This window comes from Bacteroides caccae (assembly GCF_002222615.2).
Taxonomy (GTDB): domain Bacteria; phylum Bacteroidota; class Bacteroidia; order Bacteroidales; family Bacteroidaceae; genus Bacteroides; species Bacteroides caccae.
This window is the reverse complement of sequence record NZ_CP022412.2, coordinates 3,371,080-3,387,126: the sequence shown is the minus strand read 5'-3', so window position 1 is coordinate 3,387,126 and position 16,047 is coordinate 3,371,080. Positions and strand designations below refer to the sequence as shown.

The 16,047-nt window shown below is 38.7% G+C and carries 13 protein-coding genes and 1 tRNA gene; 10 read left to right on the top strand and 4 right to left on the bottom strand.

Annotated elements, in window-relative coordinates; all coding sequences use genetic code 11:
- The first annotated feature begins 231 nt into the window (after positions 1-231).
- From CGC64_RS13915 to CGC64_RS13900, 4 genes are all read left to right on the top strand, one after another.
- Positions 232-304, top strand: a tRNA-Gly gene (locus CGC64_RS13915).
- Between the two features lie 183 nt (positions 305-487).
- Complete coding sequence (gene proS / locus CGC64_RS13910; RefSeq protein WP_005675780.1) at positions 488-1,981, top strand: proline--tRNA ligase; 1,494 nt, start codon at positions 488-490, stop codon at positions 1,979-1,981.
- 175 nt (positions 1,982-2,156) lie between these two features.
- Positions 2,157-2,846: a response regulator transcription factor gene (locus CGC64_RS13905; protein WP_005675781.1), complete on the top strand. Its 690-nt coding sequence runs from the start codon at positions 2,157-2,159 to the stop codon at positions 2,844-2,846.
- A gap of 9 nt (positions 2,847-2,855) precedes the next feature.
- On the top strand, positions 2,856-4,127 hold the full coding sequence (locus CGC64_RS13900) for a sensor histidine kinase (RefSeq protein ID WP_005675783.1): 1,272 nt from the start codon (positions 2,856-2,858) through the stop codon (positions 4,125-4,127).
- Between the two features lie 124 nt (positions 4,128-4,251).
- On the opposite strand, the gene CGC64_RS13895 is transcribed toward CGC64_RS13900, so the two are convergent.
- From CGC64_RS13895 to CGC64_RS13885, 3 genes are read right to left on the bottom strand one after another with little or no spacing between them, the layout of a single operon-like run.
- On the bottom strand, positions 4,252-5,208 hold the full coding sequence (locus tag CGC64_RS13895) for an ABC transporter permease (RefSeq protein WP_005675785.1): 957 nt from the start codon (positions 5,206-5,208) through the stop codon (positions 4,252-4,254).
- Positions 5,201-5,944 carry an ABC transporter ATP-binding protein gene (locus CGC64_RS13890; protein WP_005675786.1) on the bottom strand — a complete coding sequence of 248 codons (744 nt, stop codon included), beginning with the start codon at positions 5,942-5,944 and terminating at the stop codon, positions 5,201-5,203. The genes CGC64_RS13895 and CGC64_RS13890 overlap by 8 nt, the downstream gene beginning before the upstream one ends.
- A 3-nt stretch (positions 5,945-5,947) precedes the next feature.
- On the bottom strand, positions 5,948-7,099 hold the full coding sequence (locus CGC64_RS13885; RefSeq protein ID WP_032854964.1) for a COG1470 family protein: 1,152 nt from the start codon (positions 7,097-7,099) through the stop codon (positions 5,948-5,950).
- 320 nt (positions 7,100-7,419) lie between these two features.
- Between CGC64_RS13885 and CGC64_RS13880 the strand changes: the two genes are divergently transcribed.
- Together CGC64_RS13880 and CGC64_RS13875 are read left to right on the top strand one after the other, a co-directional pair.
- Positions 7,420-7,857 carry a PepSY-like domain-containing protein gene (locus CGC64_RS13880; RefSeq protein WP_005681163.1) on the top strand — a complete coding sequence of 146 codons (438 nt, stop codon included), beginning with the start codon at positions 7,420-7,422 and terminating at the stop codon, positions 7,855-7,857.
- A gap of 20 nt (positions 7,858-7,877) precedes the next feature.
- The gene (locus CGC64_RS13875; RefSeq protein ID WP_005675789.1) at positions 7,878-8,315 is read left to right on the top strand and encodes a PepSY-like domain-containing protein; all 438 of its coding nucleotides are present in this window, start codon (positions 7,878-7,880) and stop codon (positions 8,313-8,315) included.
- A gap of 155 nt (positions 8,316-8,470) precedes the next feature.
- On the opposite strand, the gene CGC64_RS13870 is transcribed toward CGC64_RS13875, so the two are convergent.
- Positions 8,471-12,916 (bottom strand): translocation/assembly module TamB domain-containing protein, encoded by a 4,446-nt coding sequence (locus tag CGC64_RS13870; RefSeq protein ID WP_005675790.1) that lies wholly within the window; start codon positions 12,914-12,916, stop codon positions 8,471-8,473.
- A 201-nt stretch (positions 12,917-13,117) separates the two neighbouring features.
- Between CGC64_RS13870 and tsaD the strand changes: the two genes are divergently transcribed.
- The 4 genes from tsaD (at position 13,118) to rpmG (ending at position 16,042) form a co-directional block, all read left to right on the top strand.
- Entirely contained in the window at positions 13,118-14,140 is a 1,023-nt protein-coding gene (tsaD, locus tag CGC64_RS13865; RefSeq protein ID WP_005675791.1) for a tRNA (adenosine(37)-N6)-threonylcarbamoyltransferase complex transferase subunit TsaD, read from the top strand.
- Between the two features lie 76 nt (positions 14,141-14,216).
- Positions 14,217-15,449, top strand: coding sequence for a competence/damage-inducible protein A (locus CGC64_RS13860; RefSeq protein ID WP_005675792.1), 1,233 nt, complete (start codon positions 14,217-14,219; stop codon positions 15,447-15,449).
- A gap of 122 nt (positions 15,450-15,571) precedes the next feature.
- Complete coding sequence (gene rpmB / locus CGC64_RS13855; RefSeq protein ID WP_004295983.1) at positions 15,572-15,832, top strand: 50S ribosomal protein L28; 261 nt, start codon at positions 15,572-15,574, stop codon at positions 15,830-15,832.
- A 21-nt stretch (positions 15,833-15,853) separates the two neighbouring features.
- On the top strand, positions 15,854-16,042 hold the full coding sequence (rpmG, locus tag CGC64_RS13850; RefSeq protein ID WP_002560155.1) for a 50S ribosomal protein L33: 189 nt from the start codon (positions 15,854-15,856) through the stop codon (positions 16,040-16,042).
- The last annotated feature ends 5 nt before the right edge of the window (positions 16,043-16,047 follow it).

Below are 16,047 nucleotides of genomic sequence, written 5' to 3'. Positions count from 1 at the left end.
GTTAAATCTAAATTTGAGACTTTCTAACAGATGAAGGAACAGGTTTGTTCACTCCAACAAATGGAGAAACAACTTTTTAAACTCAATGAAAGAGTTATCGATTATTCTGATTTAGTTCAAAGTTATGTAATATTTCCCCTATTAAAAAATCAAGGATTTTATTTGAGATATAAAAATTATATTTACCTTTGCAGTGTAATTTAAAGGAAGATCCTTTAAACTGGTAAAAATGCGGTAGTAGCTCAGTTGGTAGAGCATTAGCTTCCCAAGCTAAGGGTCACGAGTTCGAGTCTCGCTTACCGCTCACGATAAAAGTCAGATAGTTATTTTTTAGCTATCTGGCTTTCTTTTTGTGACTGAAAGATAACAATGGGCAAAGTCTCTTTCTACTATGAAAATAATGCATGAAGAATAGGGCAGTTCATGCATTTTTCGTATTTTTGCACCCTGTTTTGACACTTATGAGTACTTTAAATAAAAAAATATAATGGCAAAAGAACTGAAAGACCTTACCAAACGTAGCGAGAATTACTCGCAATGGTATAACGATTTGGTGGTAAAAGCTGATTTGGCAGAACAATCTGCCGTACGCGGATGTATGGTGATTAAGCCTTACGGATACGCTATTTGGGAGAAAATGCAACGTCAACTGGACGATATGTTTAAAGAAACAGGTCACGTAAACGCATATTTCCCATTATTAATTCCGAAATCATTCCTGAGCCGTGAAGCTGAACACGTGGAAGGTTTCGCAAAAGAATGTGCCGTAGTGACACATTATCGTCTGAAAAATGCAGAAGACGGTTCGGGGGTAGTAGTAGACCCAGCCGCAAAATTGGAAGAAGAATTGATTATTCGTCCGACATCAGAAACAATTATCTGGAATACTTATAAAAACTGGATTCAATCTTATCGTGACCTGCCTATTCTTTGCAATCAGTGGGCGAACGTTTTCCGTTGGGAAATGCGTACTCGTCTGTTCTTGCGTACTGCTGAATTCTTGTGGCAAGAAGGACATACTGCCCATGCTACTCGCGAAGAAGCTGAAGAAGAAGCAGTAAGAATGCTGAATGTATATGGTGAATTTGCAGAGAAATATATGGCTGTTCCGGTTGTGAAAGGTGTAAAGTCTGCCAACGAGCGTTTTGCCGGTGCGCTTGACACTTACACTATCGAAGCTATGATGCAGGACGGAAAAGCACTGCAAAGTGGTACTTCTCATTTTCTGGGACAGAATTTTGCCAAGGCTTTCGACGTTCAGTTCGTGAACAAAGAGAATAAATTGGAATATGTATGGGCTACTTCATGGGGTGTTTCTACCCGCTTAATGGGTGCCCTGATTATGACTCATTCAGATGACAATGGACTGGTATTACCTCCGCATCTGGCTCCGATTCAAGTAGTTATTATTCCTATTTACAAGAACGATGAGCAACTGAAACAAATTGATGCCAAAGTAGCGGGTATTGTTACCAAGTTGAAAGCATTAGGTATTTCTGTTAAGTATGATAATGCAGATAATAAACGTCCAGGCTTCAAATTTGCAGATTATGAATTGAAAGGTGTACCTGTTCGTCTGGTTATGGGTGGACGTGATCTTGAAAACAATACAATGGAGGTAATGCGTCGCGATACACTTGAAAAAGAAACTATCACTTGCGAGGGCATTGAAGCTTATGTTCAGAACCTGCTCGAAGAAATTCAGGCTAATATCTACAAGAAAGCATTGGATTATCGTAATTCTAAAATTACAGTAGTAGACACATACGAAGAATTCAAGGAAAAGATAGAGGAAGGTGGTTTTATCTTGGCTCATTGGGACGGAACGACTGAAACAGAAGAAAAAATCAAAGAAGAAACGAAGGCAACTATCCGTTGTATTCCATTCGAGTCGTTCGTTCCGGGAGATAAAGAACCGGGCAAATGTATGGTAACAGGCAAACCGTCTGCTTGCCGTGTTATATTTGCACGCTCTTATTAAACTGTGCGGTTAAACAGTTGAAAGAAAGGTCTATTTATTTAATAAAGATATTACTTTCTCATACAAGAGTCCGAAGTTTCAGATTAAATTTCGGACTCTTTTTTTATCCATTTCAGTTTTTTTTCAGAAATATCCTCTTTCTTTGTATCATGTAAGAAAGAAAGGAGAAGATTTTATGAAGATATTAATTGTAGAAGATGAGCCCTCTTTAAGGGAACTAATTCAACGTTCACTGGAGAAAGAACGTTATGTTGTAGAAGCAGCAGGTGACTTCAACTCTGCTTTACGCAAAATTGAAGACTATGACTATGATTGTATCTTATTGGATATTATGTTACCGGACGGAAGTGGTCTTGACCTTCTAGAACGGTTGAAAGCCTTGCATAAACGGGAAAATGTGATTATAATTTCTGCCAAAGATTCTTTGGAAGATAAGGTCTTGGGATTAGAATTAGGTGCAGATGATTATTTGCCGAAGCCGTTTCATCTAGCTGAATTAAATGCCCGGATAAAAAGTGTAATTCGCCGCAATCAGCATGACGGAGAAATTGATATCCGTCAGGGAAATGTACGGATAGAGCCGGATAAATATCGTGTTTTTGTCAATAATCAGGAACTGGAATTAAATAGAAAGGAGTATGATATCTTATTATACTTCATAAATCGCCCTGGACACTTGGTTAATAAAAATACATTGGCAGAGTCTGTATGGGGAGATCATATCGATCAAGTAGATAACTTCGATTTTATTTATGCCCAAATCAAAAATCTTCGTAAAAAGCTGAAGGATGCAGGAGCAGATCTTGAAATTAAAGCAGTTTACGGATTCGGTTACAAAATGATAGTAGAAGAACAGAAACAATAGGAGTCATCCATGAAATTAATATATTACATCATTCTTCGCATCACTTTAGCCCTGACACTTATCCTGACAATTTGGGCCGTATTTTTTTATGTTACAATGATTGATGAAGTAAATGATGAAGTCGATGATTCACTTGAAGACTACTCGGAGACAATTATCATTCGGGCATTGGCAGGAGAGGAGCTTCCTTCTGAAAACAACGGTTCAAATAATCAGTATTATCTTACTGAAGTAACTAAAGAATATGCTGGAAACCGCAATGATATCCAATATAAAGATTCTATGGTCTATATCGTAGAAAAAGGGGAAACAGAGCCGGCGCGTATCCTGACCACTATCTTTAAAAATGACGAAGGACGTTATTATGAACTGACTGTATCTACTCCCAGTATCGAGAAGGATGATTTGAAAGATGCTATTCAAGTATGGATTATCTTTTTATATGTAGCCCTGTTACTCTGCATCATAATCATATCTGTATGGGTATTCTATCGAAATATGCGTCCATTATATGTACTTCTTCATTGGTTGGACAGTTATCAGACGGGAAAGAAAAACGAAGCATTGAACAATGATACCCAAATCACAGAATTCCGGAAACTAAATGATGCAGCTGTCCGATATGCCGAACGGACGGAACAAATGTTCGAACAACAGAAACAATTTATCGGAAATGCTTCGCATGAGATACAAACACCACTTGCCATTTGCCGTAATCGGTTGGAAATGTTAATGGATGATGATTCATTGTCGGAAAATCAACTTGGAGAACTAATGAAAACGCATCAGACATTGGAATATATAACCAAACTGAATAAATCTTTATTATTGCTTACTAAGATTGACAATGGACAGTTTACTGATACCAAAGATTTGGAACTGAACACACTTCTCAAGCAATATTTGGAAGACTATAAAGAGGTCTATGATTACCGCAACATAGAAGTAAATATCACTGAGCAGGATCGTTTTCATATTGTAATGAACGAGTCTTTGGCAGTTGCTCTATTAACTAATCTCTTGAAGAATGCATTCGTGCATAATATGGACGGAGGACGTATACAGATTATTATTACAAAAAACAGCATTACTTTCCGAAATTCCGGGTCAGGACATCCATTAGATGAAGAACATATTTTTGAACGTTTCTATCAAGGAAGTAAAAAAGAGGGTTCTACCGGACTAGGGTTGGCAATAGCCGATTCAATTTGTCGTCTACAACATTTGAATATACGTTATTACTTCGAACAAGAGGAGCATTGTTTCGAGATTTTGAAATGATCGTTTTCGTCACAGAGAACACAAAGGACACGGAGTGAGAGTGAACAAGATATTTATCGGTTATTATAAACTGATCGTTCAAACTATTTCTCCGTGTCCTTTGTGGATTTTGTGGTGCGAATCTCTATCGGGATCGAATTTCTCTTCTCATAAACATAATATAAGAGATAGCAAAACAGATAACTGTTGCTGCAATTAATCCCGTGAGTTGTGGCCATACTACCAGAAGACTTTGTCCTAATGGAAGTGGGCTTGGAATAACTCCCTGAACTTGTTCCATTGTAAGTGGTCCTAGACTTCTTACAGAAGGCATTAACAGCGTCGTAGTAGCTTCATTAAATAACTCGCTAGGTGCCAGACGCATTAATCCGAGAATGAATTTTTGATAACTGATGATCTGATAAGGCGACGCCATTTGTGAAGGGCTCAATCCTTTTGCCACCAGATTTACAATCATTGTGTAGAATACGCTGAAAAACAACCACACTGCCACAGATGCCAACGCTGATGTAGCTGCCTGGCGAAAACGCAATGAAAATAGGATTGCCAAATTCAACCAAAAAGCAACATAGAAAATACTTGTTATAATGAAGAATACAATTCTCCAAAATTCCTCAGCCGTAGGAGGAATACCGATTGCAATCAGTCCGAATCCCATTACCAGAAAACCGAGTACGAATAGCATAACACCTATTACTATCAAAGCAGCCATAAACTTCGCATTAATTATGCAATCACGATGAATAGGCTGAGATAACATACGGCTTAATGTCCCCTTATTTTGCTCTGAATTGACGGCATCAAATCCTAGAGCAATACCTAATAGAGGTCCCAAAAAGTTGATAAACAACGTAAAAGAGGGGAGAGTTCCGTCCGAGGCTGTAAATAATTTCAAAAACAGAAACGAACCATCCGGATCATTCGGTTTTATTGTTGCGCCAATATTAGTAAGGGCAGTGTATAGAGAACCCATACAGGTCAGTGCAATAATACCGATCAAAATAATAAAACGCCAACTTTTGACATGATCGGATATTTCTTTATTGACGATAACCCAAAAAGGATGATTGACTTCATTCATGTTGTTCTCCTCCTTCCTCAAAATAATGATTATAGATATCAGACAGTTCCTGTTTCTTATCTTTCAGTTCTGTCATATCAATCAGTGCGAGTATTTTCCCATTACTAAATAATCCGACCCGGTCGCATACTTTTTGTACCTGATCCAGGTGATGAGAGGAAAAGAGCACGGTCAATCCCTTCTCCTTACTTAGCCAACGGATCAGTTCGATAAATTCCTGAACACCAGCAGGATCAATACCCGAAGTCGGTTCATCCAGAATAATAATTTCCGGATTCTTGATAAGTACATCCGCAAGTCCCAACCGTTGTCGCATCCCGCGTGAATATTTTCCTGCTTTCTTTTTCAGTTGATCTTCCAATCCTGTACGTTTCATTAACTCCATGGCCTTTTCTCTCGCTTCCTTATCAGGAATACCATTCAAGCGTGCTGTGTATATCAGATTTTCCAGTCCTGTCATATCATCATAAAATCCTACATCTTCGGGCAAATAGCCGATTTTTCTTTTTACTTCGATAGGGTGTGTAGTCGAATTGATGCCGCAAATCTCAACGGAACCCGATGTCGGTTCTGTCAACCCTAACATCATTAAAATGGTAGTTGATTTTCCGGCACCGTTCGGACCCAGTAATCCGAATATTTCTCCTTTTTGAATATGCAGGCGAATATGATCCACAGCAGTAAAATTACCGTATTGTTTGGTCAGATCGGTAAGTACGATCACTTGTTCGCCCATAATTTACCTCCTTCCATATTTACGGAACAGATAGTAAACTACACCGATAGCAGCCGCAATAATCAAAACGCCTACCCACCCCCATATCATCGGAGTTTTTACTGCGATTCTGAATTGCGCATCAGCGTTTACTTCAGGAGTTTTTGCCATAATGGTAGTCACATAGTCACCTGGGAGTGCTTTTTTAGAAGCTTTTAATATAGCGGTTACCGTCGATGTTTCGCCGGCTTTTAATGCATCAATTTTTGTTGGTTCGAAAGTTACTTCCCAATCAGCTGGTTTGCTGGCAGATAACTGGATATCTTTCAACAATGATGAACCTGTATTTTTTACTTCCACTTCAATTCGCTTCACGTCTCCGGCAGTGATATCGGTGCTTAGTAATCCTCTCGGAGTAGTTAGTTCCATTTGAAAAGAACCGGTCACAACTACTTCCAATTCAAGTTCAGCCGAAGTAGTTCCCGTAGCAGCACGTACCGGGATTTTATAGCTTCCGGCTTCTACATTGGCAGGAGGAGTAATATCTATGCTTACATTCTGGCTACTGTTGGGTTCCACTTGTGCAGAGGTAGCTTGCTTGTAGTTAGGTTTAAAAATAACATTCCATCCTCTTGGTGCATTAGCCATTAAAGCATACAACTGTTGGTCGGCAGTCTGGTTCTTTAAAGTGGTACTGAAGGTAAAGGTTGACTTGGAGTTACCTTCCATATTGGGCTGGTCGGTAGTAAATTCAGTCTGGTAAGTACCTTGTTGAGCAACTACAATATCCAAAGGAAGTTTAGCATTTCCGGCATACACTACAAAATGATAGTTTCCTTTATTTACCTTCAATGGAACATCGACTTTCAGATTAAAAGTCTTTTTTTCTTTGGGAAGTACGGACAATTGACTAAGGCTCCAACCGCCGGATTTCATTTCGTGTTTCCAACTGCTGCCCAATCCGCTAACAGAAAGGTTTGCATTTGTCAATTCATCCGTATTGTTAATGAGGTCAATACTGTAATCAATTGACGCTCCCGGTGATACAGAAATTTTGGTGTAGGGAGTGTACAGAATCACGCTTTTAGGAATTGAGTCGTTTGCGTGTGTGTAGTTCAAGGGAATTAATCCCAATAGAATAGCTACTAATAAAAAACAATTTGTTCTCATAGTCATAAAAAAGTTCTTATGGTTATTTAATATGAATACTGTCAAATTTGTGTTTGCAAAAATAAACGATGTGTTTATTAGTAGTTTTAAAAGAATCATAAAGAATCTAATTCTGTGATGAAATATATAGTGACGTTATTTCCATTCGATAGTGACGATATTCCATAGATATGGTGACACTATGTTGAGGGCATAGCGTCACTATATTTTTATGAGATTTATTTTTTCGGAAATTCTCAAAATTCCCAAATCTTTTCAGATTTTCCCCTCATCTTTGCAGTATAAATTAAATGATAACAGTAAAACCAATTAAAAAAACAACGATTATGAAAAAGTTAGTATTCTTATTAGTATGTTTGTTTACTTTGCAAACAGTAGCACGTGCAGACGATGACAAACCAATCCAGGTTACTCAAATGCCACAACCGGCTCAACAGTTCATCAAACAGCATTTTGCCGATAGTAAAGTTGCTTTGGCAAAAATGGAAAGTGATTTCTTCTATAAAAGTTATGAAGTGATTTTCACGAATGGCAATAAAGTGGAGTTTGGCAAGAATGGAAACTGGGAGGAGGTGAATTGCAAATATACTTCTGTTCCCACAGCTATTATCCCCACAACTATTCAGAAATATGTGACAACTAATTATCCTGATACTAGAGTGCTGAAAATTGAACGCGATAAAAAGGAATATGAAGTGCAACTTTCCAATCGTGTGGAATTAAAGTTCGATCTGAAATTCAATTTGATCGATATTGATAACTAAACCTTAAAAAATTAGAACTAATGATGAAACGAAAGATTTTTACCTTTTTATTGGTATTAGGTGTTGCATGGAGCTTACATAGTTGCGATAATAATGATGATGAATCAATAGCTGTTCCTGTTGAATTGCAAAGTACATTTTCGGCTAAATATCCGAATGCCACAAACGTAGAATGGGAAAACAAGTACGGATATTACGTAGCAGATTTCTATGACGGACATGAAGCATCTGCATGGTTTACTCAAGAAGGTAAGTGGGTTTTAACTTCATGGGAGGTACATTTCAACACATTGCCTGATCCTGTAAAAAATACGATTCATGCTACATATCCTGGACGAGTTGATGACGACGACACTGAATATGTTGAAGAAGCAACGGGTGCTACATACTACTTGATTGACATAGAAAATAGTGAGATAGATGTGAAAATAAGAGCTGACGGACAAATACTTGACTAATAATTGTACAATAATCTTATTATGGAACGGTAACGAACTATTCATTTATAGTTTTAGGTAGAGTCAATCATGCGATTATTTTTTATGGGTTTCATGCCTTGAAAATAAGAGTTTCCCTATAAAGAAACTCTTATTTTCAAGGCATCTGCGTTTTATCACTGCTCATGTTGCCTTTTTAATACAGACTTTGCTGTATTGGCATTTCCGATACTGTCTGTCTGCTGTTTGGACTTTTCTTCCTGTTTTCGTTTATTACGTAGCTTCCACTTATTCCAAAAGAACAGGTCACTCCATTTATTGAAATCTTTCTTGTACATAATACCTACACCTTGTGTAGTCAGATTTGTCTTTGTATAATATCGGTCGTTCGTTTCATTGTAAGCTTTCAAACGAATGTCTCCCGAACGGTTTATCAGCCATTCTGCTTCAAAGTCGCCCACAAAATTCGTGTTTGCCATTGGATTATCCCGATAACCAAAGTTTCCGTTAATAAGTAACCGGTTATTCAGTAACTGACCGGACAAGATGCCTTCCACTTCCATATCTGTCCAGCCTTTATCGCCTGTGCTTAGATTTGTTCCAATATTCCAGTTATTCGTTTCAAAGACTTGCGACAAGGCGTTATTCAATTGACCGGAGAGGGTGGAAGAAAGTACCGAAGACATCACGTTTGAATTTTGATTATTACGTGCATCCTCCGTGTAGAACTTACCAATACCCAATAGATAAAGGATTTGCATATTCATCTGTTCTTCCGTACTAATATAATTACGTACCAATGTTTGTACTTCATCCCGTTCGTTCGGAAGCTCAATACCTAATTTAATAGTAGGTCGTACCAATATCCCGCTCAAATTCATGATACAGTTCACCTTAACATTGGGTTGTTGTATGATTGACGAAGATTCTTCCGGTATCAGGTCATTCAGAGATGCTGAATTTACCGTGTAGGAAGCCTGAATGTCTAAGTTTGCATCCAGAGGGGCACCGTTAAAGGTAATCGTACTTCCGTTCTTGATAACAAAGTCTTTACGGATCACTTCCTGCAAACTGAATTTATATACTCCCTGATTAATTTGGTAGCTACCGAACATCTTCACATCCCCTTTATTGTAAAATTCTGTTCGTATATTTCCTGTACCCTTGCCACTGATATAATCTCCGGCAACAGGATCCATGATAATCTTCATTGTTGCATCTGGCGTCGCATCTACAAGAATATTCAATCGTATATCCGTCTTTTGCTCTTCCTCAGCTTCCTGACGTTTTTGTTGCAATTGTTCATAATAAGAAATTATTTGAATAGAATCCTGAATAGTGCGGCGGGGAGTTTTGTCTACAAACTTGATAAACTGGTTACTCGTAGCTGATGCAACACTACCATTAATATAAGTAAAGATGCTATTTCGATTGGTCGTCATGGCGACATTAACATCTAGTCCCTGTATGGCATTTCCGGTAAGCAATGCATTTCCGGTACCATACACCGTGCCATAGAAAGGCATGTCCGTCGATTCTTTTGTATTCATTACAAGCATGTTGTTTGCTTGTATCTCAAAACGATAATTTAAGTTCTTAAAATGCTGGAAATGCAGATAACCGTTCATTCTTCCCGAATGGCCTTCCATATCAGAAATATGTATATTGTTGAACGTCAATCCGGTAGGAGCTAAAAGAATGGTATCCTTTATAGCAAAATGAGTATTCAAAATATCAAAATTCATGGAAGCATCCGTCATGACTGCGCCATCGAGATTCAATCCTTTAAATTTCCCGTAGAAGTGTACTTTACCCGTTGCCCGTCCTTTTATATCATTTGCAATAGACTTCATATAATGTTCCAGAAACTTCAGATTCAGTTCATTTGCTTCGATATTTAAGTCAAGCCCACTTTCCGGTTTTAGCGGATGAATGATGCCGGTGACACGTGACGGGGTCGTAGAAATATCTTTGATAGATGCATCCAGTCGGATTCCTCTATTTTCATTATCCCATTCGCCATATATGTTCAAATCGCCCAAACGTCCTTGATTAAGAGAGAAATTTTTTATAAATAAACGCGTATTCATCACAGGTTTTTTGAAAACACCACTTGCATAGGCAGTTCCTGTAGCATCTCCTTCAAAATTTACATCATCGGAAATACTTGCAATATCAAACACATATCCCATGTTGATATCCTTTAAATCAACCTTTACACTATCTTGCGGATTGTCCGAAAGACGTCCGTTTATACGTACATAACGATCCTGGTGGCTAAAATAGAAGTTGTTCACGTCTACCTTGCCGGAATCCACTACTACCTGTGAAGGATGTATCTGCCAAAGGGTATCATTCAGAATAATATCCGTCGGTTTCACCTCTACCATTGCTTTTAATAAAGGCTTCTCTCCTTCGGTACGCAAGAACTTTGCCACAGCGGCCAATTGCCCGCTATATGTCACCGCAGCACTATTTCCCCAATTCAATGTCGTACTGATATTGTCGTCTTTAGCTTGCGCATCCAAAGAAAGGTTGACTGCTCCTTTCTTCTTCAGATTGGTCAGGCGCACCCGCGCACGAATATGATCTGATGGATTCTCGCACAAAATCATGCCCGACTCAATAAAGTTGTTCTTATATTGAAGACGGGGGAAGTATCCTTCCACACGCAAACGCTGCAAGGGATCATTAAAGTATCCTTTCAAAGTGGAATGAGTATATACCGTCAGCGGAATATCAAAAATCGTGGATAGAATATCTGTATTATATATATGTATATCGAATTGGAAATTATTGTGTGTTTCAATTGGCTTTTTGGGAGGTAATATTAATGACGGGACATATTTCCGCATAATATTCAGAATGCTGGCAGGCAATGTGTGATACTGGAACTTTCCTTCCACACTTGCTGTCAGAAACTCTGAAGTCAATCTCAACTGATTCTCGTTATTCTGTTTGCTGGCCCGGATATTCATGTTGTTCATGAAGTATTGTTTCTCTGGTGACATAAATTCGAGGCTATCCACATTGATTTCTCCAATCATTTCGTCAACTGAGCCTCCCGTGAAGTTGGCTCTTAGTTTCAAAGAGAATTCCGTATCCGGATACTTGGAGGTGAGATTCAGGTCATGCGGCCGCAATTTATTGATAATAGCTTGAAAATTAAATGTAGGAATTCTGGAGGAAACATTCACATCTCCATTCAGATAAATAGAGCCATTCGGATCATCCAGTGCTACTTTGCCATTAAATCCTCCTTGCTTATATTCTCCGTCCAGTGTAATATTCTCATATCTATATCTACTATAATCTACGGAAGCTATCAGCCCTTTCAATTCAACAACAGGGAGTCGGTCGGTTACATGGCGCCCATGTACATCTAAGTTGAATGTGATTTCTCCCAGTTGCTCGTTAGCCAATAATTTACCTAACTTATAGTCGGTTGTTTTAACGGCACCGGAATAAGCAAACAATCCCTTACTTTTATCAGAACTCAATTTCAAGTCCATATTGACACCGCCCAAATCAGTATGCAATTGGCCATAAGTTACTATATCTGTGAAATAGCCGGAAACCTCTCCCCGGAAACTGACATTTCCCAAGCGTTCCAGTACTGGAGGCACTCCATTATAATCATGACTCAAATTGCGGACTAAAAATCCTACGCCACGAGTAGTAGCAGTAAGTTCGGATAGGGTTCCAAACACATAAGCGTCTTGCGGATGCGACAAGTCCTGAAGTGCCACATCTCCTTTAAGGCGGAACTGACGATTGTCGGCTGTTATTTCCAGATGCGAACAGGTCAATTGATTGACAGTACCTTTTACTTCCATATCCAACGATATCGGCTCTTTGAAGTGCGATAGCGCCGGAAGAAAAGGAGAAATATCTTTTAAAGTGATTTGTGACGGCAACGTACGGAAAGAAAAACGAACCTGTTCCGTAAAACGGTCAAAGGCTTTCAAACTATCATATATCAAATGAATTGTATCCAGTTTCAGAGATGTTTCGGGCAATTCGATAGCAAAATTGTCAATGCTTGTCTGCCTGCTATTGGCAACTAGCTTCAGACTCATCTTCTTCAAAGAGAAACCGGATACTTTTTCATCAAGGCTCAACCGCTTAATTCCCAGATTTATTGAATCTTTACTCAAGGCTTTCAATGAAATATTAGCTATAATATTCTGAAGCTGGACGTGTTTGGCATTAAACTTCCCGGGTGTTTCTTCTTCTGAAAGTACATGATAAGCCATTCGCCCACGACGAATCAGGATAGAATTAATACGCAAATCCAATGAGTTGTCTTTCTTCACCGTATCATTGGAAGCAAATGCATCTAATACGAATTTAAAATTAGGTGGAGAGTCTGGTGTCTTTTTTTGAAGATTGATATTGAAACCGAATAACTGGACACTGCTAATGGATATCTTACCTTTAAAAAAAGGCATGATATCAAATTTGGCAGACAAACGAGTCACTTTGAGCATTTCCTGCTCGTCTTGGTCGTCAAGCAATACATCGTCAATGATGATACGGTTCAACAATCCTATATTTATCCGGCCAATTGTCACCCGTGTATTCAATAAGTCGGAGAGCTCCTCGGCTACAAATACACTCATGACTTGCTGAACACTTGGTATATTCAGCAAAACAATAGTTCCGATATATACTCCCAGTACAATACCAACTACCCAGCGTACAGTCTTTTTCAGCGTTCTGATAAGCGATTATTTTTATTTTGCGAACAAAAATATAAAATAGTTCGTTATGAATCGTAGTTTTATGATTACTTTTGCACCGTTTTAATAGTTTAATTACTTATGAGTGTAATAATATTAGGAATTGAGTCCTCTTGTGATGATACGTCGGCAGCTGTTATCAAAGATGGTTATCTGCTGTCGAACGTGGTATCGAGCCAAGCCGTACATGAAGCATACGGTGGAGTAGTACCCGAGCTGGCTTCACGGGCGCATCAACAAAATATCGTACCGGTAGTACATGAAGCGCTGAAACGTGCTGGAGTCACTAAAGAAGAATTGAGTGCGGTAGCTTTTACACGTGGTCCGGGATTAATGGGTTCATTGCTCGTCGGTGTCTCTTTCGCTAAAGGATTCGCTCGTTCCTTAAATATTCCATTGATTGATGTTAATCATCTGAATGGACATGTTTTAGCTCATTTTATTAAAGCAGAAGGTGAGGAAAATAGACAACCCAATTTTCCTTTCTTATGTCTATTAGTATCTGGAGGAAATTCACAAATTATATTAGTGAAAGCCTATAACGATATGGAGATTTTGGGGCAGACGATTGATGATGCTGCAGGTGAAGCTATTGACAAGTGCTCCAAAGTAATGGGGCTCGGTTATCCGGGTGGACCGATTATTGATAAACTGGCACGCCAGGGAAACCCGAAAGCATTCACATTCAGCAAACCGCATATTCCGGGGCTGGATTATAGCTTTAGCGGATTAAAAACTTCATTCCTCTATTCATTACGTGACTGGCTGAAAGAGGACCCTGATTTTATAGAACATCATAAAGTGGATTTGGCTGCATCATTGGAAGCAACAGTTGTAGATATTCTAATGGATAAATTGCGTAAAGCTGCAAAAGAATACAAAATCAAGGAAGTAGCCGTAGCAGGAGGAGTTTCTGCGAATAACGGATTACGTAATGCTTTTCGGGAACATGCCGAAAAATATGACTGGGATATCTTTATTCCAAAATTCAGCTATACTACCGACAATGCAGCAATGATCGCTATTACCGGATATTTTAAATATTTGGATAGGGATTTTTGCTCTATTGATCTTCCGGCCTATTCTCGCGTTACATTAGAATAATTTCCTTATTGAAAATAGGCTCCTTGTCCGTAAGACTAAAAATATATCTTAATATATAGGATAAAATAAGGAAAGTATGTTTGCTGAAATAATAACCATTGGTGACGAACTGCTGATAGGGCAGGTTGTCGACACTAATTCTGCCTGGATAGGACAGAAATTAAATAAGATAGGCATTGAGGTTCTTCGTATTGTTTCAATCCGTGACCGGGAAGATGAGATTCTTGAAGCGATCGATAATGCGATGAAAAGGGTGAATATTGTTTTAGTGACCGGGGGACTAGGTCCTACTAAAGATGATATAACAAAACAAACGCTATGTAAGTATTTCCATACTAGACTGGTATTTAGTGAAGAGGTTTTTGAAAACATAAAACGGGTGTTGGCCGGGAAAATCCCCATGAATGCCTTAAATAAAGGGCAGGCAATGGTTCCCGAGGGCTGTACCGTTATAAATAATCCGGTAGGGAGTGCTTCTGTTAGTTGGTTTGAAAGAAACGACAGAGTTCTCGTTTCAATGCCGGGAGTTCCGCAGGAGATGAAAGTTGTGATGACGGAATCCATATTGCCCAAGTTGCATGAGAAATTTCAAACGGATGTGATTATGCATCAAACATTTCTTGTACAACACTATCCAGAGTCTGTATTGGCTGAAAAACTGGAACTATGGGAAACTGCACTGCCGGAAAGCATCAAACTGGCCTATTTACCAAAACTTGGAATAATCCGCCTGCGATTGACCGGACGCGGACAAGATAAAAAAGAAGTGCGGGCGCTTCTAGATAGCGAAAAAGCTAAATTAGAGAAGATTTTGGGTGAAGATATCTTCTGTGAGGAAGATACTCCTTTGGAAGTTATTATCGGCGAATTGCTGAAAAAGAAGAAAATAACCGTTTCCACTGCAGAAAGTTGTACTGGAGGAAGTATTGCCGCACGATTAACATCTATTGCCGGAAGTTCGGAATATTTTAATGGAAGTATAGTGGCTTATTCCAATGAAGTAAAGATGAATCTCTTGTACGTTTCTCCCGAAACTTTGGAACGGCATGGAGCTGTTAGTGAAGAAACTGTGATTGAAATGGTAAAAGGTGCGATGAAAGCATTGAAAACCGACTGTGCTGTGGCAACTTCAGGCATAGCCGGTCCCGGAGGAGGAACTCCTGAAAAACCGGTAGGGACAGTTTGGATAGCTGCTGGTTATAAAAACGAAATTCGTACTTACAAGCAGGAAACAAATCGCGGAAGATCCATGAATATTGAAAGAGCCGGCAATAATGCGTTATTAATTTTACGGGATTTACTCAAATAAGGGAAAATTGGTATTCAGAAGTGAATTATTTTAGGAATTTCTTGTTTTATACGGATAAAAGTGCTTACTTTGCGTCCTGTTTGAAAGAAGTATAGATATAAAACTATAAAAATAAGATAGAAATGTCGAAGATTTGTCAAATTACCGGAAAGAAAGCCATGATTGGCAACAATGTTTCACACTCAAAGAGAAGAACTAAAAGAACCTTTGATTTGAACTTGTTTAATAAAAAGTTCTACTATGTAGAACAAGATTGTTGGATCAGCCTTAGCATTTGCGCTAACGGGTTGCGTATTATTAACAAAAAAGGACTGGATGCTGCGCTGACTGAAGCTGTGGCTAAAGGTTATTGTGATTGGAAAAGCATTAAAGTAATCGGCTAAACGTAGAGGAGAAAACTTACAATGGCAAAGAAAGCAAAAGGTAACAGAGTGCAGGTGATTCTGGAATGTACAGAACACAAAGACAGTGGAATGCCGGGAACATCTCGTTATATCACAACTAAGAACAGAAAGAATACTACAGAAAGACTTGAGTTGAAAAAATACAACCCAATTCTGAAAAGAGTAACAGTACACAAGGAAATTAAATAATAAAG